This is a genomic window from Rhodococcoides sp. S146-33 (assembly GCF_059489205.1).
On the sequence record NZ_JCAJWY010000009.1, the window covers coordinates 68763 to 93704 of the forward strand.

At 63.8% G+C, this 24942-nt stretch carries 28 protein-coding genes; 18 read left to right on the top strand and 10 right to left on the bottom strand.

All coding sequences use genetic code 11. The annotated features are described in order from the left end of the window. Positions 1-258 precede the first annotated feature (258 nt). From AC5WEY_RS24275 to AC5WEY_RS24295, 5 genes are all read left to right on the top strand, one after another. Positions 259-651, top strand: a complete 393-nt coding sequence (locus tag AC5WEY_RS24275) for an STAS domain-containing protein (protein ID WP_495647866.1) — start codon at positions 259-261, stop codon at positions 649-651. Positions 652-787: 136 nt separating this feature from the next. Beyond that, complete coding sequence (locus tag AC5WEY_RS24280; RefSeq protein WP_495647867.1) at positions 788-1699, top strand: manganese catalase; 912 nt, start codon at positions 788-790, stop codon at positions 1697-1699. Positions 1700-1840: 141 nt separating this feature from the next. Next, positions 1841-3019, top strand: coding sequence for an acyl-CoA dehydrogenase family protein (locus AC5WEY_RS24285; protein ID WP_495647868.1), 1179 nt, complete (start codon positions 1841-1843; stop codon positions 3017-3019). A gap of 24 nt (positions 3020-3043) precedes the next feature. Then, positions 3044-3490, top strand: a complete 447-nt coding sequence (locus tag AC5WEY_RS24290) for a VOC family protein (RefSeq protein WP_495647869.1) — start codon at positions 3044-3046, stop codon at positions 3488-3490. A 117-nt stretch (positions 3491-3607) separates the two neighbouring features. Next, positions 3608-4006 carry a VOC family protein gene (locus AC5WEY_RS24295; RefSeq protein ID WP_495647870.1) on the top strand — a complete coding sequence of 133 codons (399 nt, stop codon included), beginning with the start codon at positions 3608-3610 and terminating at the stop codon, positions 4004-4006. A gap of 20 nt (positions 4007-4026) precedes the next feature. On the opposite strand, the gene AC5WEY_RS24300 is transcribed toward AC5WEY_RS24295, so the two are convergent. The 4 genes from AC5WEY_RS24300 to AC5WEY_RS24315 form a co-directional block, all read right to left on the bottom strand. Next, positions 4027-5535: a protein adenylyltransferase SelO gene (locus tag AC5WEY_RS24300; RefSeq protein WP_495647871.1), complete on the bottom strand. Its 1509-nt coding sequence runs from the start codon at positions 5533-5535 to the stop codon at positions 4027-4029. Between the two features lie 9 nt (positions 5536-5544). Beyond that, complete coding sequence (locus tag AC5WEY_RS24305; RefSeq protein WP_495647872.1) at positions 5545-6330, bottom strand: ABC transporter ATP-binding protein; 786 nt, start codon at positions 6328-6330, stop codon at positions 5545-5547. Then, complete coding sequence (locus tag AC5WEY_RS24310) at positions 6327-7298, bottom strand: FecCD family ABC transporter permease (RefSeq protein ID WP_495647891.1); 972 nt, start codon at positions 7296-7298, stop codon at positions 6327-6329. Before AC5WEY_RS24310 ends, AC5WEY_RS24305 begins: the two co-directional genes overlap by 4 nt. Before the next feature lie 92 nt (positions 7299-7390). After that, positions 7391-8437 carry an ABC transporter substrate-binding protein gene (locus tag AC5WEY_RS24315; RefSeq protein WP_495647873.1) on the bottom strand — a complete coding sequence of 349 codons (1047 nt, stop codon included), beginning with the start codon at positions 8435-8437 and terminating at the stop codon, positions 7391-7393. A 165-nt stretch (positions 8438-8602) separates the two neighbouring features. On the opposite strand from AC5WEY_RS24315, the gene AC5WEY_RS24320 reads away from it, so the two are divergent. Next, positions 8603-9022, top strand: a complete 420-nt coding sequence (locus AC5WEY_RS24320; RefSeq protein WP_495647874.1) for a nitroreductase/quinone reductase family protein — start codon at positions 8603-8605, stop codon at positions 9020-9022. Positions 9023-9050: 28 nt separating this feature from the next. Then, a complete protein-coding gene (locus AC5WEY_RS24325; RefSeq protein ID WP_495647875.1) occupies positions 9051-9692 on the top strand; it encodes a CatB-related O-acetyltransferase in 642 nt (213 codons plus the stop codon). 3 nt (positions 9693-9695) lie between these two features. On the opposite strand, the gene AC5WEY_RS24330 is transcribed toward AC5WEY_RS24325, so the two are convergent. Then, entirely contained in the window at positions 9696-10313 is a 618-nt protein-coding gene (locus AC5WEY_RS24330) for an NAD(P)H-dependent oxidoreductase (protein WP_495647876.1), read from the bottom strand. 77 nt (positions 10314-10390) lie between these two features. Between AC5WEY_RS24330 and AC5WEY_RS24335 the strand changes: the two genes are divergently transcribed. Beyond that, positions 10391-10963 carry a TetR/AcrR family transcriptional regulator gene (locus AC5WEY_RS24335; protein WP_495647877.1) on the top strand — a complete coding sequence of 191 codons (573 nt, stop codon included), beginning with the start codon at positions 10391-10393 and terminating at the stop codon, positions 10961-10963. A gap of 2 nt (positions 10964-10965) precedes the next feature. Here the strand turns inward: AC5WEY_RS24335 and AC5WEY_RS24340 are convergent, their stop codons facing one another. Beyond that, positions 10966-11217: a hypothetical protein gene (locus tag AC5WEY_RS24340; RefSeq protein WP_495647878.1), complete on the bottom strand. Its 252-nt coding sequence runs from the start codon at positions 11215-11217 to the stop codon at positions 10966-10968. Between the two features lie 229 nt (positions 11218-11446). Between AC5WEY_RS24340 and AC5WEY_RS24345 the strand changes: the two genes are divergently transcribed. The 3 genes from AC5WEY_RS24345 (at position 11447) to AC5WEY_RS24355 (ending at position 14560) form a co-directional block, all read left to right on the top strand. Further along, entirely contained in the window at positions 11447-12313 is an 867-nt protein-coding gene (locus tag AC5WEY_RS24345; RefSeq protein WP_495647879.1) for an alpha/beta hydrolase, read from the top strand. 72 nt (positions 12314-12385) lie between these two features. Continuing rightward, positions 12386-12913: a hypothetical protein gene (locus tag AC5WEY_RS24350; protein WP_057478849.1), complete on the top strand. Its 528-nt coding sequence runs from the start codon at positions 12386-12388 to the stop codon at positions 12911-12913. 174 nt (positions 12914-13087) lie between these two features. Next, on the top strand, positions 13088-14560 hold the full coding sequence (locus tag AC5WEY_RS24355) for a PepSY-associated TM helix domain-containing protein (protein WP_495647880.1): 1473 nt from the start codon (positions 13088-13090) through the stop codon (positions 14558-14560). Between the two features lie 43 nt (positions 14561-14603). Here the strand turns inward: AC5WEY_RS24355 and AC5WEY_RS24360 are convergent, their stop codons facing one another. After that, a complete protein-coding gene (locus tag AC5WEY_RS24360; protein WP_495647881.1) occupies positions 14604-15725 on the bottom strand; it encodes a TIGR03364 family FAD-dependent oxidoreductase in 1122 nt (373 codons plus the stop codon). Between the two features lies 1 nt (position 15726). Then, on the bottom strand, positions 15727-16440 hold the full coding sequence (locus AC5WEY_RS24365; protein WP_495647882.1) for a GntR family transcriptional regulator: 714 nt from the start codon (positions 16438-16440) through the stop codon (positions 15727-15729). 108 nt (positions 16441-16548) lie between these two features. Here AC5WEY_RS24365 and AC5WEY_RS24370 point away from each other — a divergent pair, with 108 nt between their 5' ends. The 6 genes from AC5WEY_RS24370 (at position 16549) to AC5WEY_RS24395 (ending at position 22477) form a co-directional block, all read left to right on the top strand. Next, complete coding sequence (locus AC5WEY_RS24370) at positions 16549-17244, top strand: phosphonatase-like hydrolase (protein WP_495647883.1); 696 nt, start codon at positions 16549-16551, stop codon at positions 17242-17244. 32 nt (positions 17245-17276) lie between these two features. Further along, on the top strand, positions 17277-18245 hold the full coding sequence (locus AC5WEY_RS24375; RefSeq protein WP_495647884.1) for a phosphate/phosphite/phosphonate ABC transporter substrate-binding protein: 969 nt from the start codon (positions 17277-17279) through the stop codon (positions 18243-18245). Beyond that, a complete protein-coding gene (gene phnC / locus AC5WEY_RS24380) occupies positions 18245-19051 on the top strand; it encodes a phosphonate ABC transporter ATP-binding protein (RefSeq protein WP_495647885.1) in 807 nt (268 codons plus the stop codon). Before AC5WEY_RS24375 ends, phnC begins: the two co-directional genes overlap by 1 nt. A 77-nt stretch (positions 19052-19128) precedes the next feature. Next, on the top strand, positions 19129-20640 hold the full coding sequence (gene phnE, locus AC5WEY_RS24385) for a phosphonate ABC transporter, permease protein PhnE (RefSeq protein ID WP_495647892.1): 1512 nt from the start codon (positions 19129-19131) through the stop codon (positions 20638-20640). Further along, positions 20616-21632, top strand: coding sequence for a zinc-binding dehydrogenase (locus AC5WEY_RS24390; RefSeq protein WP_495647886.1), 1017 nt, complete (start codon positions 20616-20618; stop codon positions 21630-21632). Before phnE ends, AC5WEY_RS24390 begins: the two co-directional genes overlap by 25 nt. A gap of 47 nt (positions 21633-21679) precedes the next feature. Continuing rightward, on the top strand, positions 21680-22477 hold the full coding sequence (locus AC5WEY_RS24395) for a DNA-formamidopyrimidine glycosylase family protein (protein ID WP_495647887.1): 798 nt from the start codon (positions 21680-21682) through the stop codon (positions 22475-22477). 116 nt (positions 22478-22593) lie between these two features. On the opposite strand, the gene AC5WEY_RS24400 is transcribed toward AC5WEY_RS24395, so the two are convergent. Continuing rightward, complete coding sequence (locus AC5WEY_RS24400; protein ID WP_495647888.1) at positions 22594-23217, bottom strand: GAF and ANTAR domain-containing protein; 624 nt, start codon at positions 23215-23217, stop codon at positions 22594-22596. A 270-nt stretch (positions 23218-23487) separates the two neighbouring features. Beyond that, the gene (locus AC5WEY_RS24405) at positions 23488-23658 is read right to left on the bottom strand and encodes a CsbD family protein (RefSeq protein WP_027495724.1); all 171 of its coding nucleotides are present in this window, start codon (positions 23656-23658) and stop codon (positions 23488-23490) included. Between the two features lie 140 nt (positions 23659-23798). Here AC5WEY_RS24405 and AC5WEY_RS24410 point away from each other — a divergent pair, with 140 nt between their 5' ends. Then, a complete protein-coding gene (locus tag AC5WEY_RS24410; RefSeq protein WP_495647889.1) occupies positions 23799-24794 on the top strand; it encodes a YihY/virulence factor BrkB family protein in 996 nt (331 codons plus the stop codon). The last annotated feature ends 148 nt before the right edge of the window (positions 24795-24942 follow it).

Sequence of the window (24942 nt, forward strand, 5' to 3'; positions counted from 1 at the left end):
TCGGGCCGCCGCGTCACACGCAGGCAGGCTCTCGTGAATCACCGGCCCCGACTCGACCGAACGGGCTCAATATACAGAACCTGAAACTGTGGTCCTCCGGAGACCGGAGCATCCTCGGGTCCGCTCTTGGATGCCGAGTAGTCGCCTTCAGGGACGAGTCGAGGTATCGTGCACAGTGATTGGGTGGAGACGACGCCCGCGGAACCGGCCGTAGCGTCTTCGCGAGCCTCGGTCTCTGCCTTGTGGAGGTGGGTGTCGATGACATCCCAGGCTGCTTCTTTCTCACTGTCCGTCGATGGTCCGGACGCAGGCCCGATGGAAATTTCGGTGCGGGGTGCACTCACAGTTCCCACGAATGCCCGACTGCTGGCGGACTGTCTGGTGGCGATTGCCGCCGCCGATCGGCCGTTGATCGTCGATCTCACAGACGTGTCCGAGATCGGCAGTACGGCCGTCGACCTCATCGTGGAGGCGGCACGTCGCTTGTCGTACAGAGGTTTTCGTCTGACTGTCCGGCCGCCGACCACGATCGATGATGGCGACTTCCGAGCGTTGAGCAAATATGTGCACGTGGAGTGCGCCGAGCATCGTGTTGGGCGATCGACCATGCGAACTGCGGCAGTGGATGCCCTGCACGGAACCTACCTGTAACCAGGTCGTCGGCCGAAAGTGCTGCTGTGCAGGATATTACGAATTCAAACTCTTTCGACACCACTGTTTGCCGCGAAATCGGTCGGGTAGCCGGATGTAGTCACTGGCTGGATTCACGAACCGAAGTGGAGACTACATGTTTCGTCATACCGACTATTTGCAATTCGATGCCGAGCCGGAAAAGCCGGACCCGGTGTATGCGCACAAACTTCAGGAACTCATCGGCGGTGCATACGGCGAGATGACGGTGACCATGCAATATCTGTTCCAAGGTTGGAACTGTCGCATGGAAGGAAAATACAAAGACCTCATCATGGACATCGCCACCGAAGAGATGGGCCATGTCGAAATGCTCGCCACCATGGTCGCCCGCCTGCTCGAGGGCGCTCCGGCCACCGAGTCGACCAAGAATGCCGCTGCCGATCCGGTCGTCGCGGCAGTCATGGGCGGAATGGATCCGCAACAGGCGATCGTGTCCGGCGGCGGCGCATTACCCGCCGATTCCAACGGCTACCCCTGGAACGGCCGCTACATCGTCGCCAGCGGCAATCTGCTTGCCGATTTTCGAGCCAATGTCGCCGCCGAGGCGCAGGGTCGGCTGCAGACTGCTCGGTTGTACAACATGACCGACGACCCGGGCGTCAAGGCAATGCTGCAGTTCAATCTGGCGCGCGATACTCACCATCAGAACCTATGGTTGGCGGCGATCGAAGAACTGCAAGCGGATGGTCTGGAGGACGTCGTCGCCCCGAGTGCGCTTCTCGACGAGGAGGCATCGGAGCACGCCACCGATCTGTGGCACCTGTCGGACGGCGACCTCTCGTCAACCGGCGGCTGGGCCAACCGGCTGGCTCCTGACGGCAAGCGGCAGATGGGCTTTCTCGAAGACCCACAACCGCTGGGAGGCAAAGCATCTGCTCCCGCACCCGACCCGAAGCTGTATGCCACGTACGACGGAGCGAAGGGGGACCCGGACTCGGCCGCGTTCGGCACGGAGAAGGGTGTCGTGGGCAAGATCAAGGATGCGTTGGATCCGGACGCGACCTGACCAAAATACTCACACCGTGCGGCCCGGAAAGCTTGTCTGCGTCCGGGCCGCGCAGTGATCTGTGCGGAACGGCCGCACGGCAGCGAGCACACGGTATGTCGGGTAGTAGACGGGGAGCACGGCGTACCCGATAGTTGTTCAATGGACACGCTGAACCCCGATGTACCGGATGACGTCTTCGCGGACGTGTTGAAGCAGATCTCCCACTTCGTGCGGTCGCGTGTCGTACCGCGCGAACTTGAGATCATGAACACCGATGAGATTCCCGACGATCTGCGGAAGCAGGCCGCCGAGATGGGACTGTTCGGCTACGCGATCCCACAGGAGTGGGGCGGGCTGGGTCTGAACCTGATCCAGGACGTCGAGTTCGCGATGGAACTCGGCTACACCTCGTTGTCGCTGCGGTCGATGTTCGGCACCAACAACGGGATCGCTGGGCAGGTGCTCGTCGGCTTCGGTACCGAGGAGCAGAAGGCGAAGTGGTTGCCGGGCATGGCATCCGGCGATATCGTCGCCTCTTTCGCGCTGACCGAGGACGGGGCTGGGTCCAATCCGGCGGGTCTGAGGACGACGGCGAAGGTGGATGGTGCCGGGTGGGTCATCAACGGCAGCAAGCGATACATCACCAATGCGCCGATCGCGAACATGTTCGTCGTCTTCGCCAAGCTGGATCCGAAACCGGAGAGCGGCAACGGTATTGCGGTATTCCTGGTTCCTGCCGACACCGAGGGGATCGAGGTGGGTGTCAAGGACGCGAAGATGGGTCAGCAGGGCTCCGGCACAGCCGATGTGAACTTCACCGACGTGCGGGTTGCCGCCGACGCACTGGTCGGCGGCAACGGTGATCTCGGGTACAAGGCGGCGATGACGTCGCTGGCGCGTGGGCGGGTGCATATCGCGGCGCTGGCTGTCGGTCAGGCGCAGCGTGCCTTGGACGAGTCGGTCTCCCACGCTGCGGCATCCACTCAGGGCGGTGAGCCGATCGGAAACTTTCAGCTGGTGCAGGCGATGATCGCCGATCAGCAGGTCGGTGTCATGGCGGGCCGGGCAATGGTGCGTGAGGCCGCGCGGGCGTGGGTGCAGGAGACCGATCGGCGGATCGCACCGTCGGCGGTGAAGCTGTTCTGTACCGAGATGGTGGGCAAGGTCGCCGATCTCGCCGTCCAGATCCACGGCGGTGCCGGATACATGCGTGAGGTGCCGGTCGAGCGTATCTACCGGGACGTACGACTGCTGCGGTTGTACGAGGGCACGAGCGAGATTCAGCGGTTGATCGTCGGCGGCGGCCTGATCAGGGCCGAACAGAAGCGCAACTCGTGAACATGCCAGGCGTAGGCTCCTGGCATGTCGTTCAGAATCCGTCGCTCCGACCACGTCGGCTTCTCCGTCGGTTCCCTCGACGACGCCCTTCGGTTCTGGATCGATGGTCTCGGCGCGGTCCTCGAACGCACCGGTGAGATGGGTGGAGAGTTTCTCGGAGAGGTCACCGGAGCGCACGGGGCTGCAGTCCGGATGGCGGTGGTATCCGTTGCGGGTCAGACGATCGAACTGCTGGAATATCGCAACGTCCAGGGAGAGCAGGGATCGTCTCGACCCCACGATCCGGGTTTCGCCCATCTTGCCTTCGAGGTCGACAACATCGACGCGGTCCTGACGCGAATCGCGGACTTCGGGTGGACGGCGCAGGGAACTCCTCAACCTATTGCCGGCGGGGCAAAGGTGGGCACCCGCGTGATGTACGCGGTGGGTCCACATGGAGAGACGATCGAGTTCATGGAGCCCCCGCAGTGATGAGCCAGCAGGGATGGTCGGGCCGACCCCCCGCCGAATGGGCAGTATTCCCCTGATCGTCGGTAGCACGCAGACGTTGATGCCTAACGTGGACGGTGACGACGAAAGGACCAGCGCATGCCGCAATTCCCCGGTCTCTCCCACGTGGCCGTGACCGTATCCGATCTTGCTGCCAGCACCGAGTGGTACTCACGACTGTTCGACGCCTCGCCCGTTCTCGATGAAGACGAAGAATCCGGCGACTATCACCACACCGTGTTCGCGCTCGACGGCGGCATGCTCTTCGGGCTGCATACACACGGTGCGGCCCAGAGGTCTGGTGCCTTCGACGAGAAGAGCACAGGTGTGGACCACATCGCCTTCTCGTGCACCCAGGACGAGCTGGCGGACTGGGTGTCCACGCTCGACCGACTCGACATCGCGCACAGCGGAATCAAGAACGCCCACTACGGTTCTGGAATCTCGTTTCGAGATCCGGACAACATTGCGCTCGAATTCTTCGCTGCGCCTGCCTGATCGAGCTGTCCTTCACATCGTCAGGTACCGCAGAAAGTCTGAAAACCCGCGCTGAAGTTCTCGGGCGCAGGCAGAGCGTAGTCAGGACGGTCGTCCCGGCGAACGAACGGTGACATGACGACCTCGAGCAAACGCTCGAAAGGTTCCAGATCACCCTCGGTCGCGGCAGTCAAGGCAGCGTCGACCAAGTGGTTGCGGGGTATGTGAACCGGGTTGACGCGATCCATGCCGTCGGCGACAGATGACAAATTCTGTTCCCGCGCCGAAACCGTTGTGCGCCAACGCTCGAGCCAGTTCGCGGACGCGTCCGGTGGAACGAGGGAGTCGAACGGAGCCGAGTGTCCCCGCAGGTTGTCGGCGAGCGCCCGGAAGGCCAGGGTCCAATCGGTACGGTGTTCGGTGAGCAGTCGATGAAGATCGTCGACGAGTGCCGCGTCCATCCCATCGTCTGCCAGTCCGAGCTTGCGGGCCATCGCGGCAGAGTAGTGCTGTCGGTATCGATCCCCGAACGTATCGAGGACCGCAGTGAGAGCGGTGATGGCAGTGTCCGGCGTCGAATTCACCAGTGGGAGCAGTGTTTCACCGAATCGGGCCAGATTCCACCCGAGCACCGCGGGTTGATTTCCGTAGGCGTAGCGTCCGCCGTGGTCGATGGAGCTGAATACCGTTGCAGGATCGTAGGCGTCGAGAAACGCGCACGGCCCGTAGTCGATGGTCTCGCCGGAAATCGTCGTGTTGTCTGTGTTCATGACACCGTGAACGAATCCGACCGACATCCACTGAGCAACAAGGGATGCCTGAGCCTCGACGACGGCTTCGAAGAAGGCGAGGTAGCGGTCCTCGGAAGGAAGATCGACGAAGGCAGGGTAGTGGCGGGCGATCGCGTAATCCGCGAGCGGCTGCGCGAGCCCCTCACGCCGGGCAGCGAACTCGAAGGTGCCCACCCGCAGATGGCTGGACGCGACCCGGGCAAGTACTGCCCCGGGTTGCGGACCTCCTTCTCGCAGTACCCGCTCGCCGGTCGTCACGACGGCAAGTGAGCGCGTGGTGGGAATGTTCAGCGCATGCATTGCCTCGCTGATCAGATATTCGCGCAGCATCGCTCCTACTACCGCGCGCCCGTCACCGCCACGCGAGAACGGTGTAGCGCCGGACCCTTTGAGATGCAGATCTACTCGATGGCCCCGATCGTCGTGAAGCTCGCCGAGCAGAAGTGCGCGGCCGTCACCCAACAACGGTACGAAGTTCCCGAATTGGTGACCGGCATACGCCATCGCCACCGAGGCAGCCTCGGCCGACGGAGTCGATCCGGACAGCACACCGGCACCGTCCGGAGTGCGCAGCGACTCTGGGTCGAGTGAAAGCGACCGAGCCAGGTCGTCGTTGAGGATGAGCACCCGCGGATCCGGTGCGTGGGTGCCCTGCCACGGCACCGTCACACCGGGAACATCGTCGACCAACGTGGTCTCGAACCCGAATGCAGGCAGGTTCGTGGTCGCGACTGCGGGGTCGTTCGAGGATCCACTCATAGTTCAAGGTTAGCGACGAACGACCTCGGGTTGCGCCGCCGCATCGAATCGGATGTACACGCGTCCGGTGTCGTCGTCGACCGACACCCGCGCTCGCACCTCGTAGACCTCGGCGATCAAGTCCTCGGTCAGCACAGCCGCAGGTGTACCGCCTGCGACGACCTTCCCATCTTTGAGGACCAGCACCTCGTCGCAGAACATCGCGGCCAGGTTCAGGTCGTGGAGCGCGACGATGCTCGTGATCGGGAGGCGCGCGACGAGCGCCAACAGCTCGAGCTGGTGATGGATGTCGAGGTGGTTGGTGGGTTCGTCCAGCAACATTTCGCGGGGCTGCTGCGCGAGGGCCCGGGCGATGTGCGTCCGCTGCTGCTCACCACCGGACAAGGTGCGCCACAAACGATCTGCCTTGTCGCCGAGCCCGGTCTGCGCCAGGGCGTCGTCCACTGCGTCGTCGTCCAGGTCGCTTCCACCGAACGCGCCGCGGTGCGGAATTCGGCCGAGACGCACGACGTCACGAACCGTCACGTCGATGTCCGTGTGGGCATGTTGACCGACCACCGCAACGGCGCGGGCAATGTGTTTGCGTTTGAGCGCACCGAGCTCCGTACCGTCGAGCTCGACGACACCCGACGTAGGTGTTGCTGCCCCGGCCATCAGATGCAGCAATGAGGATTTGCCGGAACCATTGGGGCCCAACAGTCCCACCATTCGGCCGGGCCCGGGATGCACGGTCACCCCGTCGACCACGAGGACTCCGCCGCGCTTCCACGACACGTTGGACGCGTGCAGTGTCATCGGATCCCCCTCCGGCGAGCCATGATCGCGATGAAGGCGGGCACGCCGACCAATGCGGTTCCGACGCCGACCGGAAGTGGGGTAGGAGCAAACGCGACTCGGGAGACGGCGTCGACCCACACCATGAAGATGGCACCGATGATCGCGGTGGCCGGCACCAGTCGACTGTGGTTGGGGCCCACAATTAGTCGCGCGGCGTGCGGCAGGATGAGCCCGACGAAGCCGATCGCACCGGCGACGCTGACCAACGTCGCGGTGATCAGGGCGGTACCGACGAGCAGTGCCAGGCGCACTTTTTTCACATCGAAACCGAGCGAGGACGCGACGGAGTTACCGAACGCGAACGCGTCGAGCACAAAGGCGTAGTAGCAGCACACCACCGCGCCGATGCCGGCCACAGTCACACACAGCACGACGTCGTTCCATCGCACTCCCTCGAACGATCCGAGGAGCCAGAACATCACGCCGCGGGTCTCGTCGGAGTCCGCGAACGCAAAGATCACGAAAGATGTGAGGGCCGAGAACAATTGAGTGGTTGCGACGCCGGCGAGGATGACGCGGTCGTTTCCGCTACCGGACATGCGGGCGAGGAACAGGACCAGGCCGAACGCGACGAGTGCGCCGATGAACGCACCACCGGACAGGCCGAGGGCGGCCCCACCCACGCCGAGAACGCCGACCACAACGGCCCCCGTCGAGGCACCGGACGAGACGCCGAGCACGAACGGGTCCGCCAGCGGATTGCGCAGTAGTGACTGCATGATCACTCCGCAGACTCCGAGGCCGACGCCACTGGCTGCCGCGACGAGCGCCCGGGGAAGCCGCTCCTCCCAGATGATCGCATTCTTCGAGACCTTCACCGGCACATCGGTGATTCCGAGATGGTTCAGCACCACATCTCGAACGTTGACCAACGAAATGTTCGCCGGCCCCAAGGTGATGGCGACGAGTACCGAGGCCACGCACAGTGCGATTCCAGCTACCGCCGCCAGCACCCACCGCCACAGATGACGGGAGGCAGGCGAGCGATCGACTGCAGGGCGGCGGGCGGCGGTGGTGATCAGGACGACAGCCCCAGATCGCGCAGTCCGGCCGACACCTTCTCGACACCGTCGACTGCCCGGATGGACGGGTTCATCTCGGCTCCGTGCAAGGAGATGTAGCGCTTGTCGCGGACGGCCTCCATGGTGTTGGTGACGGGGTCGGATTCGAGGAACGCGATCTTGTCGGCGAGTAGGTCACCGGGGAAGCGATTGCGCGCCAGGTCGCCCAGAACGAGGACGGTCGGATCACGGTCCACCATGGTCTCCCATCCGACGGCGGGCCAGTCGTCGTCGGTGTCGGCGAATACGTTGGACATCCCGACCGTGCGTGCGAGTAGATCTGCCGATCCCCGTCCGCCGGCAATGTAGGGGCTCTTGGTGTCTGCGAACCAGAAGGCAACGGACACATCGGCCTTCGCTGTCTGCGCGGTGGCGTCGGCCATGCGGTTCTTCAGTTCGTCGACGAACTCGGCTCCGCGCTCGTTCACATCGAAGACGGCTGCCAGTTCGGTGATCTCCTGGTACAGCGAATCCATGGTCAGGGGCGTCGTGCGGGTGTTGCCCCCGTTGACGCTGCGACCGGCGTCGCAGTCGGTGGGGGACAGGTAGGTCGCGGCACCGGTCTCACCGAAGCGCGAGCGTTCTGCCACCCCGCCCTGCTCGAAATGCCGTCCGAAGGACGCGGTGACGAAATCTGGTTCGGTGTCCAGCACCACTTCGTACGTAGGCGCGTTGTCGGCGAGTCTCGGAACCGAAGCGTTCGCATCGGCGAGGTTCTCCCGGACCGGGTCCGTCCACGACGCGGTGCCCACCAGCCGATCCTGCAGGCCGAGTGAGAGAAGAATTTCGGTGGAGTTCTGGTCGAGCGATACCACCCGTTGCGGTGCCGACTCGAAGGTCACCGACTCTCCGCAGTTCTCGATCGTCAGTGGGTAGGACGTCCCGCCGGCAGTGGTATCGGCGACCGCGTCGGGAACCTCCTCGGAGGCCCCGCAGGCGGCGAGCGATCCGGCCAGGGCGGCAGCGACGGCGAGGGTGCCTGCGCGGCGACGAACGTTCAGCACTGAAGGTTTCCTTCGGTCCAAGACAGCAACGAGCCGCCGGGGATTGCCCGACGGCGCACCGTACGTGAGGTACGGGTGAGCACAGGCTAACCTTTGGATCGCGTCGACGGAAATCGTGCACTGCGATCAGGTCCGAAACGAAGTGCTGCGCGTCATACTCGATTCATGGCCGACTTCAACGAGATGATCATCGACGAGTTCCGCAGCAACGGCGGGCACGTATCGACGGCGGGCTTCGGTGATGCGCTCGTCGTTCTGCACTCCATCGGTGCCAAGAGCGGTGAGATTCGGTTGAACCCGCTCATGGCAATTCCCGAGGGCGATAGTTGGCTGATTGTCGGGTCGGCAGCCGGTTCGCCGAAACATCCTGCGTGGGTCCACAACCTGCGTGCCCACCCCGCCATCGACGTCGAGATTCCCGGAGACGGTGCCGTCAGGACCATTCCGGTGACCGTGTCGGAAATACCCGAGGACGAGTGGGACGCGAACTGGCAAAAATTCGTGAACGCGTCCGAGGGCTTCGCAAAATACGTCGAGACTGCAGAGGGGCGACGGTTCCCGATCTTCCGGTTGACGCCGGCCTGACTGACAGATTCCTGACTAGTGTCGGAGCATGACCGCTCCTGACGCATCGAATCTGCACCACATTCCCGGGCAGCCGAGAGTGGTGTTGTTGAAGCCTCTGGTGTCCAGTCCACTCATCGACATCGGCGAATACACGTACTACGACGATCCGGAGTTCGCCGAGGAGTTCGCGACCCGAAACGTACTGCACCACTACGGGCCCGATCGGTTGGTGATCGGAAAGTTCTGCGCCTTGGCCACCGGAGTCACGTTCATCATGAACGGGGCGAACCATCGGATGAACGGTGTGTCGACGTATCCCTTCCCTATCATGGGTGGTGCCTGGGCCGAGCACTCGGATTTGGTGTCCGATCTACCGTCGAGGGGGAACACTGTGGTGGGCAACGATGTCTGGATCGGCGGCAACGTCACCGTCATGCCGGGAGTGCGAATCGGGAACGGGGCCGTGATCTCTACCGAAAGTGTTGTCACCAAGGATGTCCCGGACTACGCCGTCGTGGGTGGTAACCCCGCCCGTGTGCTGCGAGAGCGGTTCACCGCGGACGAGACCCGGACGCTCCTGGACATCGCCTGGTGGAACTGGCCCATCGACTCGATCACCGAACACGTCCGCACGATCGCCGATGGGTCCGTGGCCGACCTCGCTGCGGTGGCAGCGCGACTGACCTGAGTGCTACACCGCCGCAGGTGTGTTCGTGTCGGCCAGTACGCGCGCAGCGACGGCAACGCCGATCTCGGCTATCTCGGCAAGGAGGTCTGCGCGTGACCGGGTATCGGAACCGTGCACAAATGTCGTCGATCCGACTGTCGCCCCGCAGTATTCGACGATGCCGCGCTCGATCTGCGTCCGGAACGCCTCGTGCACGCCGTGCCGCTCGAAGCTGTCGGAGTCCTCGGCCGCGACTGCTACCAGGTGAACGGTGAGTCGGTCGAGCTTCTTGACGATCCCCACTCCCGGGTTGTAGTCGAATGCCCACCCGCCGACGAAGACGCGATCGATCCAGCCTTTGAGTAGGGCGGGCATGGACCACCAGTACATCGGGAATGCGAGAACAAGATGGTCTGCGCGATCGATTCGCTCCTGTTCGGCGACGACGTCCGCCGGCGCGGTACCGTTGCCGCGGAACAGATTCAGGTCGGCGGTGGAAAATCGGGGATCGAAGTTCTCCGTAGCGAGGTCGGCTGTCTCGACGGTGCCGCCCGCGGTGCGAATCGCGTCCGAGACGGATGTGGCGACGTGGTGAGTAAGTGAGTCGGGATCGGAGTGGGAGAGTACGACGAGTGCGTTCATGGCTGTTCCTTCGTTGAGGCGAGTAGCTATGTACCAAGAGTAGGTTACTATTCGTATATAGCGCAAGGAGGTCCGCGATGGCTCGAATGAGATTGTCCAGATCGGACAGGTACGACCAACTGGTCGAGGTCTCGTGGGCCCTCGTGCGAGCGGAGGGGGCGGACGCCTTGACTCTCGGGCGACTCGCGGAACACGCCGGCGTCGCAAAACCTGTGGTGTACAGCCACTTCGGCTCACGGGCCGAACTATTGGCCGCGTTGTTCACCGAATTCGACGATCGGCAGACGGCCATGCTGGAGGAGAGCCTCGATGCTGCACCCGCTTCCTTGGACGGACGGGCACGGGCTATTGCGAACTCGTACGTCGGTTGCGCTCTCGCTCAGGGGCGCGAGTTGACGGGTGTGCTTGCTGCACTGGAGGGTTCTCCCGAATTGGAGCAGGTGAAGCGTGCATCGGAGCGGGCGTACTCCGAGCGCTGTCGAACGCTTCTGGAGCCGTTTGCTGCGGACGGTGTCTCGGCGTCGTCACTCACCGCTGTCTTCGGTGCCGCGGACGCGTTGTCGCATGCGGCTGTATCGGGTGTGCTCGCCCCCGAGGAGGCGACCGGAGAATTGACGACGTTGATCGTCGCCGTCGTCGGTAAAGCCTGACGCTAGCTGTACGTGTGTGTCGTCATTCCGGGGAACCGGGTGCGTAAAGCGTCGAGCTGGCGATGCAACTCGTACAGCGTCCGCCTCAGTGTGCGGGCTTCCTCGCTGTGCCAGGCCTGGCTGCGGGAATCTCCGACCCGGGACGCTTTGCGCGCCCATTCCTCGGATTCCTCGACGCGAGTGGAGGCGGTACCGATCTCCGTCTCCAGCATGTCGGCAAACACCCGCGCCTGGGCCTCGTCCGAGCTCTCCACTGTGCGTCTCCACTTTCCATCAGCGCGGAAGTACTGAAAATTTCGAGTACCGAAGATCAGGATAACCACTCGCAAACATACCGATTGATTGGATACGAGATCGTGGTCGTCGTTCTGCCGAAACGGACCGCACTCTCCTCGCGATCGAGTACCGTCCACACGCTGTGGGTTCGATGCAGGTAGAGGTGCCGCCGAGGTCGGCCGGGGGACAACGATCGAGGGGTGCGCGATGATTCATGAGCAAATGACGTTCCAGGTGGACGGCACCGAGGTGTCCGCCGTGTTGACCCTGCCCGCGGGTGAGAGCGTCGAGCCGTGGCCGGCGGTGTTCACCGCCCCGGGATTTGCCGGAGTCAAGGAAATGCTGATTCCTGACTACAGCGACGATCTCGCTGCAGGCGGGGTTGCAACGCTCGCGTTCGACTACCCCGGGTTCGGGGCGAGCGCCGGGGTCGTGCGTCAGCACATCGATCTGCCCCAGCAACTGCGTACCTTCCACGCTGCGCTCGATGTGCTGATCGACGACCCGCGCATCGATTCCGAACGAATCGGGGTGTGGGGAACCAGCATGTCCGGAGGGCACGCTATTGCTGTGGCCGCCGCGGACACACGGGTGAAGGCGGTAGCCGCGATCATCCCCTTCATTCGCCTCAGTCCCACGGGCAATCTGGAACTCGCGCCAGTCATCGCGAGAGACGCACTTCGGCGGCTGTTCCGCAGGCCAGGTCTGACCATTCCCGCTGCGGGGCGGCCGGGTGAGGTCGCGGCGATGAACTCGGACGGAGCGTACGAGTGGGCAGAAGGCATGGCGCGCGGCGCAGAGAATTATCGCAACGAAGTGACCGTTGCCTCGTTGCCGGCGATGTTGCGGTGGTCGACGCGTAAGGCTGCGGCCCGTCTTGCCGTACCGGTTCTGGCGGTCCTGGCCGAATCCGACACCATCACTCCGCCCGAACGAGTGCGTAAGGCGCTCGCCGACGTCGAGAGCGTCGAGTACGTGTCCTATCCAGAATCGCATTTCGAGCTGTTCACCGATCACGCCGACGCAGTTCGTGAGGCGACGGTTCAGTGGTTGATCAGGCATCTGGTGACCTGATGCTTCGGTCGGCCGGGCGTACCGAGAAACTGATGACTACTACGCGGCGTAGTCGATAGTAGGATCCCGTTCATGTCTGCCACGGATGGATTCGCGCCCCTGCGCGGTGCCTCCGTCGGCACTCTGTCCGCGCTGGTCACAACGACCGCGCACACGTTCGGCGGCGGGATGTTCCCGTCCGACGCTGCGGTCGTGCTGCTGGTGCTCGTGTGTGCGGCGGTCGGGTACGCGACATCGGCGGCACCGAATGTGGTGGCACCCCGCTTGCAGCTACTGGTCGTTCTGGCCACGGCTCAAGCGCTGGGACACCTGCTGCTCACCGCCGTGGACGGTCACCATCACGGTTCGATGCTCACGCAGCAGATGCTCGCAGCGCACGCCGTTGCCGTCCTGGTCGGCGCACTCGCCATTCGCGGAGCCGAGCACGGAATCCGTCGTGCAATCACTTCACTTCGCAGGGCATTGCCGCTACTGACGGCGCTCGTCGTCGACGAAAACCGCATCGCGCCGCCGCTCCCGGTGTACCGAATCCCGGCATCGACGCATCTGCTCGACCTCTCGGGCCGCGGGAACCGCGGACCACCGGCGCGCACTGCCTGAGCTCAGCCCTCCGTCTCACTCGACCTGATCGTCAGGCGTCGGGTAGCGGGCTGTTGTCGTCCTTCACATTGCACCCCTGGTGATTCGCGCTGCCATGACGCGGCTCGATCCGTCGTGCGATGCCACCTCGCGCATATCCGCGCGCCCACAATCTTTCCCGAGAAACGAGTCCTCGTGTCCACACCGGAACTGGAACGCGTCGCCGATCCTTCCCCGCCCACCCGTCCGCCCAGCCCTCGCAGCTGGCGTCCGCTCATCCTGCGTCTGCACTTCTACGCGGGCATTCTCATCGCACCGTTCATTTTGATCGCAACCATCAGCGGCGGGCTGTACGCCGTCGCACCGACCATCGAACAACTGATGTATCGGGACTATCTGCACGTCGACCCCACCGGCCCGGCCGTTCCGGTGGCCGATCAGATCCGAGCGGCGCAGGCAGAACAACCCGACCTCACCGTCGCCGCAGTGCGCCCCGCCGCCGACCCCGGCGACACCACCCGAGTGATGTTCACCGACCCCGGCCTCGGGGAATCGAAGCGACTGGCAGTCTTCGTCGACCCCTCGACTGCGACGTCCGTGGGTGAACTCCCCGTCTACGGCTCGTCCAGCGCATTGCCGGTGCGCACCTGGATCTCCGAACTGCACCGCCATCTGCACTTGGGGGAGCCGGGCCGCCTCTACAGCGAACTTGCGGCCTCGTGGTTGTGGGTGATCGCGCTCGGCGGTCTCTACCTGTGGTTCGAGCGTTATCGGCGCAACCAAGGCAGGGCGACACTGTTCACCTTCGATCGTAAGTCGAAGGGCCGCAACAGGTCCTTGAACTGGCATGGCGTAGCCGGGATCTGGATAGCCGTCGGTCTGATCTTCCTGTCCGCCACCGGACTTACGTGGTCCACCTACGCGGGTGAGAACGTCACCGAGCTGCGGTCGGCCCTGAGCTGGACCACACCCGCCGTCACCACAACCATCGGATCGTCCGACGCGGCGACGACCGATCACTCCGGTCACGGTGGGCATTCGATGGACATGTCCGCTGATGTATCGACGGTCGACAGCAATGTTGGCCGCATCGATTCGGTCCTCGATATCGCGAAAGTCAACGGCGTCGACGGAGCACTGGAGGCGTCGATCCCGGCATCGGACGACGTGGCGTTCGTCGTCGCCGAAACCCGTCAGCCCTGGGTGATGTCGAACAACTCCATCTCGATCGACGGCAGTACCGGCACAGTGATCGACACTCAGTACTTCTCGGACTGGCCGCTCGCGGCCAAGCTGTCGGCCTGGGGAATTCAATTGCACATGGGGACGCTGTTCGGCGTGGCCAATCAGCTTGCCCTGCTTGCTCTTGCGATCGCACTGGCATCGGTCATCGTCCGCGGCTACATGATGTGGTGGAAACGCCGCCCCACCAAGGTAACCGGTCTCAACATGGGCCGGCCGCCTCTGCGCGGCGGTATTCGTCGCATCTCGCCGATCGCGGCGGTCGCACTGACGGTGGTCGCAGTCGGGGTCGGCTGGTTCGTCCCGCTGCTCGGTCTGAGTCTGGTGGCGTTCCTGGCGGTCGACGTCGCGCTCGGTTCGATCCGTCGAACGCGGACCAGGGCCGCCAATTCAACTGCATCCCAACATGAAAGCGAAGTGGAATAGAGCTCACCTGTCGCACCTCGGGCTAGCGTCACAACCAGGTTCGCTACACCCGCATCAAAGCGTTGTCGACGCTGGCCAGCGCTAGGCCCATGCTGGTCGTCATGCCGATTCCGGTGGTGACGGTGACGATGTGCACGCCATCGATGGGGTCTTCGAGCAGGAACTCCGAACCCGGGGCTGAGCAGTACGTGCCCTGCCACCGTTCGGTGACGTCGATGTGGTCGACTCCGAACAGCGACTTGGCTTCGGTGAGAAGAACCTCGAATCCCTCCTCGCTCTGGAAGGGAGACGTGGTGATCTCGCGAACATGCGTGTCACCCAACAGAATCGACCCGTCCGGCTGCGGGGTGTACATCTGGTGCAGATCGAGTTCGACGTAGTCGGGGTGTTCGGCCTGCAGGCGAGCGGCGACATCTGCGACGGCGGGAAGGTTCTCGAAGCCCGAGTACCGGAGCAGCGACCAACCGGTGAACAACGGCGAGGGTAGTGGCGCGCGCAGTGGCAGGGACGCGCGCATCATGTGCAGTCGGCATCGCACCAGACCGCCGCGTTCCGCGTACTCGGGGAAGAGTCGATCGATGTCGTGATTGACGGTGACGAAGGTGGTGCCTGCGTACAGGTCGCCGCGTGAGGTGTGGACGATTCCTGGAGTGAACGACGTTGCGGCGGTGCGCCAGTGGAAGTCCACCCCGGAGGCGTCGAGCCAGCGCGCGATGGCCGGTGCGGCGGCACGCGGGTCGACCTGAATGTCGGTCGGCATGTAGAGGCCGCCCATCACATCGGTGTCGGCGATCGGCAGCCGGTCGAGCACCTCGCGGCGGTCCATCAACCGTGCGTGGTCGGGGCCGCGCAGTTCGGCGAATTGCTCGAGCACCGCGAATTCGTCCTCGTGCCGAGCCACGCAGTGCGTGCCGGACTCGGCAGCCCAGAAGCCGGCAGTGTGGGCCAGCTCGAGCCAGTGACTGCGACCGAACCTGGCGTACTCGAGTGCGTCCCCGGATTGCGCTGTGATGCAGGCGTGTCCGAAGTTCTGGACCGACGCGCCCGCGACCTGGTCTGCATGGTCCACCACTGCGACGGTCAGGCCGCGTCGGTGGGCGTGGTACGCGTGAGCGAGGCCGACTATCCCGGCCCCGACGATCACGACGTCGTATTCTGTGGTCATATCAGGCGTCCATGACTGCGGTGAATGTCATCCGGTCACCGCGATAGAGCGAACGTCGGTGCTCGATGGGAATCCCGTCGGTGTCGTAGGAGACGCGGCCGAGCAGGAACATCGGCGTTCGGGTGTCGACGGTGAGGAGCGCAGCCTCTCGGGCGTCGGGTAGGACAGTTTCGATGGTGTCGACTACGCGGCCGAAGATTATTCCGCGCGTGCGCAATTCGGCATAGAGCGAGGCTCGGTGATCGAAGCTCTCCGTCAGTCCCGGAATCCGGTGCGCAGGTATACGGGTCGTTTCCAGGCCTACTCGGACGTCGCCGGTGGTGAAGACGCGCTCGAGTTGCACCACATCTGCACCGATGTCGATTCCGAGTAGCTCCGCCAGGGCGTCGTCGGCCCGGAAGGTATCCCAACCCACCAGAATTCGAGTAGCACTCATACCCTTCTCGCGCGCGGCCTCGGTGTACGAACCGATGGCGAGCGGCAGTACGACCTTGGGCTCGGCAACCACCGTGGCTCGCCCACGACGTTCTATTCGACCCGCCACCAACAGCTCTCGGATGGCTTGGCGCAATGTCTCGCGGGAGACGTCGTATCGATCGGCGAGATCGCGCTCGGACGGAAACGCGTCGCCGGCGGCCATGCCGTCGAGCATCGCGTCGAGGCTTCTTCGCACGATCTGGTGCTTGAGCACCCGGGGTTCGGTGTCCACAACCATGAGCCGACCATAGCATCAATTGGTCTAGACCTAATTGTTGCGCGACGTTCACGATTCGTTCATCGAAGTTCCACGCAATGGTCTATACCAAACGGCAGTCTCTACCTCATGCCGAACACCACCGACCCGAACACTCGCGACATCGAACTTGTCGTCCTCGACATGGCCGGAACCACCGTCACCGACGACGGACTCGTACTGGATGCATTCGACGCCGCGGCGACGGCCGTCGGACTTGCGAACGACGGGCCCGAACGCGATGACGCGCGACGCTACGTACTCGACACCATGGGGCAGTCCAAGATCGAGGTGTTCCGGGCATTGTTCGGATCCGAGGAGCGTGCCCAGGCCGCCAACCGGGAATTCGAGTCTGCCTACGACGCCCGCATCGACGACGGCATCGCGCCCATCCCGGGTGCGGCCCAGGCCATCACGGCGCTGCGCGAATCCGGTATCAGCGTCGTCCTGACAACCGGATTCTCGGCTACGACGCAGCAGCGCATCATCGACACGCTCGGCTGGCAGGATCTGCCCGACGCCTTCCTCGCACCCGGCGATGCTGGTCGCGGCCGACCACACCCGGACCTCGTCCTCTCGGCTGCGTTGCGCTCCGAGGTCAGTGATATCGCTGCCGTCGCGGTGGTCGGTGACACCTCGAGCGACATCCTGTCCGGTCGGCGGGCAGGCGCATCCGTACTCGTCGGTGTGCTCACCGGTGCTCACTCTGCGGACCTACTCCGCGAAGCCGGTGCCACTCACGTGCTCGACAGCGTTGCCGAGCTCCCCCACATCGTTCTGCCCTGAACGCTCACACTCCACCGAACGGAACCCACGCCATGATCATCACCTCTCGCCGTCGTGCCGTAACCGCTGCGGCATTGCTGTCCGCTACTGCCCTCGTGGCAGCCGGTTGCTCCAGTTCATCCGACGGAGCCACGACCGAACAAGGATTTCCCGAAACCATCACGCTCGCCGCCATTCCCGCCGAGAACTCGACCGATCTGAAGGCCAGCTACGACCCGGTCATCGAGCGGCTGGAGAAGGAGACCGGAGCCACGGTCGAGTTCATCCAGGCCTCCGACTACGCCGGTGTGGTCGAGGGCTTGATCGCAGGCAATGTCGACCTCGCATTCTTCGGCCCGTTCGCCTACGTCGTGGCCGGTATCAACGGGGCCGAGATGACACCATTGGGTGCCGTCATCCAGGACAAGGGTGGCAAGCCCGGGTACCAGTCCTACGGAATCGCCCGGTCGGACAATGCTTCGGTCAGTGATCTCGCAGATTACGCAGGCAAGAAGGTCTGCTTCGTCGACCCGAGCTCGACCTCCGGATTCCTTTACCCCACAGCGGGGCTGATCGAAGACAAGGTCATCGCATCGGGCTCGGAGGCCGACATCTCTGCGGCGATGACCCCGATCTATGCCGGCGGACACGATGCATCGGTACTTGCTGTGAAAGCGGGTGATTGCGACGCCGGATTCGCGTTCGACACCATGGTCGACCGAACGATGATCGACAACGGCGAGATCGCACCCGGCGAGCTGAGGACCGTCTGGAAGTCCGAGACGATCGCCGGATCGCTCTTCGCGGCCAACAACGATCTGGGTACCGATGCCATCGCGAAACTGCAGGACGTATTCAGTGAGGGCATGAACTCGGATGCGTTCGTCGCCGACGGTATCTGCGCCGAGGAATGCCGCATCACCGACGAGGATGCATGGGGCGTCGTCCCGGCCCAGGACAGCGACTACGACGGCGTGCGCCACGTATGCGAGGTCACCGGTTCCGAGAAGTGCACGGGCTGATGACATCCACACCCATGGGCACGCGGGACGTGGTTGTCAGCGTCCGTAACGTCACCAAGACGTTTGGGCCGACCACCGCGCTCCAAGACGTCAACCTCGACGTTCATCGCAGTGAAATGCTGGTGTTGCTGGGGCTTTCGGGTTCCGGCAAGTCGACGCTGTTGCGGTGCATCAACGGACTGCATCCCGTCACCTCGGGCAACGTCACCGCTCTCGACATTCGCGTCGATCTGGCGAACCGTCGCCGGGTGCGCGAGTTGCGTCGCGACGTCGGGTTCATCTTTCAACACTTCAATCTCGTCGGTCGGTTGAGCTGCCTCGAGAACGTACTCGTGGGTGGCGTCGGTCGGCTGTCCCTTCCCCGGTACGGAACACTCACGTACCCGAAGGCGATGCGAGAGGAGGCTCGGGCCTGTCTCGACCGAGTCGGGTTGGCGGACTTCGCCGCACGCCGTGCCGACACGCTGTCGGGTGGACAGCAGCAACGGGTGGCGATCGCCCGGACGTTGATGCAGCGGCCCCGGATCGTGCTCGCGGACGAACCGGTCGCGTCCCTCGACCCAGAGAATGCAGGGGTGGTCATGGACCTGTTGCAGAGAGTGTGCCGTGAGGAGAAGCTGACCGTGGTGTGCACATTGCATCAGGTCGATCTCGCGCTGGGTTGGGCACATCGGCTCGTGGGTCTACGAGACGGACGGGTGGTGCTCGACCGCCCGGCCGCAGGGCTCGAGCGCGAGGACATCATGCCGATCTATCAGCGAATTGCGCCCGACCCCGGGAACAGGTCCGCGGTGGCACCGACATGACAGTCACGGCGTCGCCACAGCCGACGAAGACTGCAGCGCACAGTGATCCGCGTCGACCACGATGGCTGTTTCCGCTGATGAGCGTTGCTGCCCTGGTTTTCACGGTACTGTCTGCCGGGTATATCGACTTTGCGCCCACCACATTGCTCGACGGTCTCGACGACGTCGGCAATCTCCTCGAACGGATGCTGCCGCCCCGCGTCGACGACACCGGCCGGATCGTCTCACTTGCGGTCGAGACGTTGCTCATGGCGGTGCTGGGTACTGTGCTCGCGGCGATCGTCTCGATACCGCTCGCCTTCCTTGCCGCGCGGAACACCTCGCCGCATCCGATGCTGCACAGTGTGGCTCGCGCAATCATCACGTTCTGTCGGGCGATGCCGGATCTGCTGTTCGCGGTGCTGTTCGTCAGGGCGCTGGGGATCGGGGTGCTGCCCGGCATCCTCGCCCTCGCGCTGCACTCGATCGGCATGCTCGGCAAACTGTTCGCCGATGCCATCGAGGAGAGCGACGGGGGACCGCGCGAGGCGCTGCGCGCCGCCGGAGCGGGCTACTTTCGAGAGATGATCAATGCCGTTGTACCGCAGGTTGTTCCGGCATGGATCGGAGCGTTCGTATATCGGATCGACATCAACCTACGCATGTCGGTTGTTCTCGGATTCGTCGGAGCCGGCGGTATCGGCTTCGCCCTGCAGGACGCCCTGCGCGGATTGATCTACCCGCGTGCTCTCGGAATCGTGTTGGTGATCCTGGTGATCATCGCGGCAATGGAGTTGGTGGCCATGGCTCTTCGCCGCATGTTGCTTGTTCCGTCCGCGGCCGGCCCGCAGCGAGATCGACTGATGCGGATCGGGGCGTCGGCCGTGCTGGTGGTCGCGGTCGTGTCGTCCTTCGTGGTCCTCGAATTGGATCCGCGGTCGCTGCTGACGTGGATCGGGCCGTCGGTCGAAGTGTTCGGACGAATGGTCCCACCGGACTTCTCGTCGCTGGGATCGGAGCTGCTCGACGCCGCCGTCCAGACCGTCGCCATCGGTGTCGTGGCCACCGCAATCGGAATCGTACTGTCGATACCCGTCGGAGTCCTGGCCGCGCGCAACGCAACTCCGCATCCCGCGGTGTACTGGGTGGCGAGATCCTGGATCCTGTTGGTTCGCGCCGTTCCCGAACTCATCCTCGCGGTCGTGTTCGTCGCAGCGCTCGGATTGGGTCCGGTGGCGGGAACCTGCGCACTGGCCATCGGATCGGTCGGGTTTCTCGGCAAGCTCGTCGCCGACGCCATCGAGGAGATCGATCCCGGTCCCCTCGAGGCCGTCGCGTCGGTCGGTGGAGGTTGGTGGAACAGAACGCTCAGTGCCGTTGTCCCTCAGGCTGTCCCGTCGATGGTGGGCTTGAGTCTCTATCTGCTCGACGTGAACATCCGTACCTCCACCATCCTGGGGATCGTGGGTGCGGGAGGTATCGGTTTCCTGCTCTTCGAGTCCATTCGCACTCTGAACTTCGATGTTGCCGGTGCCATCGTTCTGGTGATCTTCGTCGTCGTGTACATCGTGGAAAGGATCTCCGGGTGGATCAGATCACTGTTGGTGTGACACGAGCCGCGGTGTGGATCGGTAGCGGAATCGAGATGCGGGACATCGAGATTCCTGCCCTCGCGCCCGGTGACCTGCTGGTCCGAGTCGATCTCGCGACGGTGTGCGGGAGTGATCTGCACACGGTGTCGGGACGCCGTGCCGGTGCGTGCCCGTCGGTACTCGGACACGAGGCCGTCGGCCACGTGGTCTCCGTCGGCGGCGACACGTCGAGCGCAGCAGTGGGGGATCGGATCGTGTGGTCGGTCACCGTGCCCTGTGGCCGGTGCGTACGGTGCGCGGCCGGTTTCACGGCCAAATGTTCGGACGTGCGCAAGGTGGGGCACGAGTCTGCCCGGAGCACATGGGTTCTCAGCGGCTCGTATGCCCGACACATCGTGCTTCCGCGCGGCACCGCTGTGGCGCACGTGCCCGATACGATGCCCGACGCAGTCGCCGCACCGGCTGCGTGTGCGACGGCCACGGTCATGGCGGCTCTCGAGGCGGCCGGCGCTCTCGACGGAAAGAGAGTCCTGATCGTCGGTGCAGGAATGCTGGGCATCTCGGCCGCTGCGGCAGCCACCGAGCGGGGCGCGACGGTCCGCGTGCTCGATCGAGACCCGGAACGGCAGGGGCGATCGCGTGACTTCGGTGCCGACGGCGACGACGGTGGACCGACGGATGTCGCCATCGACTTCTCCGGTGCGTCGTCCGCTGTGCAGTCGGCTCTGTCGAGACTCGACGTCGGCGGTCGCCTGGTGCTTGCCGGTTCCGTCTCGCCGGGTCCATCGATCACGGTGGACCCCGAAACCGTAGTGCGTCAGTGGCTCACGGTCACCGGCGTCCACAACTACGAGCCACGACACCTCCACCAGGCGGTCGCGTTTCTGCGAGACACCGTGGACAGATATCCGTGGGAATCCCTCGTCGAGCCACCGGTGCGTCTGGAGGAGCTCGCGTCGGTGTTGCGGCCGACGCCGCCGGGCATCCTGCGATCCTCGGTCGCGCCCTAGGGGGCTTCGAGAGATTGCGCTGTGCGCACACGGGATACACCGTCTGCATGCCCGAAGGCGACACCGTGTTCGTACTGGCCGCGAGGCTGCGGCGTGCGTTGGACGGCGCGCCGTTGCGGGTCGGCAGGCTGAACGTGCCGGCACATGCGGTGGAGAATTTGGCCGGCCGACGCGTCGTCGCGCATCGAACCCACGGGAAGCATCTGTTCACCGATTTCGAGGACGGCACCACACTGCACACACATCTGCGGATGAGCGGTTCGTGGACGGTGGTGCGGGCCGGGCGGTCGATTCCGCAGCGTGTGCGTCCGGACGTTCGCGTGCAGTTGGCCGTGGTCGATGGGCCTACCGCCTACGGAATTCTGTTACCGGTGGTCGACTACGGATTCACCGCCGACATGGATGCACTGGTCGCACATCTCGGGCCGGACCCGCTGCAGCCCACGTTCGACGCCGGTAGAGCGGCGGCGAATGTGGCTGCCCAACAGGATCGTCCGATCATCGCAACTCTGTTGGATCAGAGAGTGGTTGCCGGCCCCGGCAACCTGTGGGCGAACGAACTGTGCTTCCTTCGAGGACTGTGGCCTTGGACACCGTCGCGTGACGTGGACGCGCAGAAATTGATTGTGTTGCTCGAGCGGGCGATGCGGCACTCCGCGACGATGCCGGGAGCGATGCAGGTCACTACCGGGGACACTCGGAAGGGTCGCTCGCACTGGGTCGCCGGACGGGCAGGCAGGCCATGCCTGCGGTGCGGAACGTCCATTCGGGTAATTGCCGAGGTTCCGGGAGATTCGGATCGGCGTCGAACGTGGTGGTGTCCGAGATGCCAACCGGAGAGATAGCGACGAGCGGTCGATCGCTGTTGGCTCAACGACATAACCGCCCGCGGATACCGCGTGTTCGTTGCGGTACCACCCACAGGCTTCCTCGAGCGAGGAAATCGAAACCTGGGAGGCGGTCAGAAGGTCGAGTTGGTGGGGTGATCGGTGTTCACCAGATCCTGAGCCACCGTGCGCAGGGGCTGATTGTGCTGCTGCGACAGCTTTGCGAGCAACTCGAACGCCTGGACGGCATCGAGATCGTAGCGCTCCATGATCATCCCTTTGGCCTGGCCGATCAGGTCGCGGCTCGCCAGTCCCGTTCGAAACTGCTCGTTGTCGCGGGCACTGAGCATGGCGATCGCGGCGTGGGCAGCGAGTGCCTCACCGATCTCGACGGCGTCGTCGTCGAAAGCCCCAGGTTGGTTGCTGTAGAAGACCAATGCGCCGAGGTCATCGGCATTGCTGTAAAGCTGGAACGCGGCCAGCGACTTGAAACCCTCGCCGACGGCAAGGACAGCGAATTCCGGCCATCGTGGTTCGGACGTGAGGTCGTCCGACACGACGACGTCGAAATGACGGACCTCGGTGGGAATGGGGCCCTGGTCGAGTTCGTACTGAAGTCGACACAGCTCCTCGGCAAGAGGATCGGTGGACGCAACGACCGTTCGCTCACCCTTGCTCACGGTGGTGACGCAACCGACGGTTGCGCCCGGGATGAGCCGAATCGCAGTACGCAAAATTTCGCTGATCGTCTCTGGCATCGAACGACGGGTATCGCGAAGAGACCGCGCGAACTCGGCCAGCATCGAAGCCTGGGACGTACTGGCAGGGTGTCTATCGGTCGACTGTTGCGACATTCACACTGTCCTCTCGCATGGGACCTCTGCCGTCATTCGCCGGAGAAATCCACGAACATGCGCCGTCTGCTGGACGCCCTGCCGGCCGCCGAGGCCGGTGCTGTGCACTTTATACGGGTGCAAACCAGAGGGGACCGCCGATCGTGCGATCGACGGTCCCCTCTGCGGAAAGACTTACTTGAAGGTGTCCTTGATGTTCTCGCCGACCTTCTTCACGCCGGCCGAACCCTGGTCCTTCTTGCCCTCGGCCTCGAGGTCCTTGTTGTTGGTGGCGTCACCCACAACTTCCTTGGCCTTGCCGATTGCGTCTTCTGCTGCGTTCTTGGCCTTGTCGATGAAGCTCATGTGAGTTCCTTTCCTCGTCCTGGGTTGGTACTGGTTACTTAGTCGAGGGCCACCTTCCGAAGCGCACGTGTGCATCAAGAGATCTAGGTCACACACACCGTCGACGTTTCCACGACGCCGGCTGTGGATACATTCGACCGATGATGGTCGCCAAAGTGGACAGTTATCAGCGCAAACACCGGTCGGCAGGTTTCCCGCTGGCGGTGCTGTACAAGTTTCTCGACGACCGAGGCGGCTATCTGGCAGCACTGATCGCGTACTACTCGTTCCTCTCACTGTTTCCGCTCCTGCTGCTGTTCACCACGGTGTTGGGGATCGTGCTGGCCGGCGACCCGGAGCTGCAGGCCCGAATTCTCGATTCGGCGATGAGTCAAATTCCCGTGATCGGCGATCAACTCGGTCAGCCCGATCGCCTCAGCGGCGGAACTACGGCCATCGTCATCGGTGTCGTCGGGTCGCTGTACGGCGGGCTCGGGGTCTCCCTGGCCGCCCAGTACGCGATGAACACGGCATGGTCGGTACCCCGAAACGAGCAACCGGATCCGATCAAGGGACGCCTGCGCGGGTTGGTGCTGCTGAGCACGGTCGGCACGGCAATCATCGGGTTGACGGTCCTGAACGGTGTCGCGTCCTCGGGGGTATTCGGCTTCGCGGGCGGCGCGTTGGCACTGATCGGTGCGGTGATCGTCAACGTCGTGGTCTTCACCGCAGCGTTTCGTATCGGAACCGCACGTCCACTGAGTGTTCGCGAGGTTCTGCCCGGTGCGGCAATCGCCGCCGTGATCTGGCAGGCGCTCCAATCCTTCGGCGGAATCTACATTCGGTACGTCGTCGGCAATGCCAGCGCGGCCAATGGAATCTTCGCGATCGTCCTCGGTCTGCTCGGCTTCCTCTACGTCGCGTCGGTGCTGATCGTGCTGTGTATCGAGATCAACGCCGTGCGAGTCGATCACCTGCACCCCAGAGCTCTGCTCACGCCGTTCACCGACAACGTCGAACTCACCGAAGGGGACAAGAACTCCTACACCGGCCAGGCAGAAGCGCAGCGTAACAAGGGATTCCAGGACATCACGGTCACCTACGACGAGCCGGATTCGGTTGTGGGTGAGGATTCGACGGGCACGCGATCCGACTGATCGGCGTGGGCGGGGGTGGGCGGACTGATCGGGTTCGCAAACGCGCTCGCGTTCGTCAGGTGCGAGCGGAATAGCGAGGCGATCGGGCACAACTCGGTAGTTGTCAACCTGTCTGAGACAGGTGGATGTTGATTCCGGTCGGTGTTGG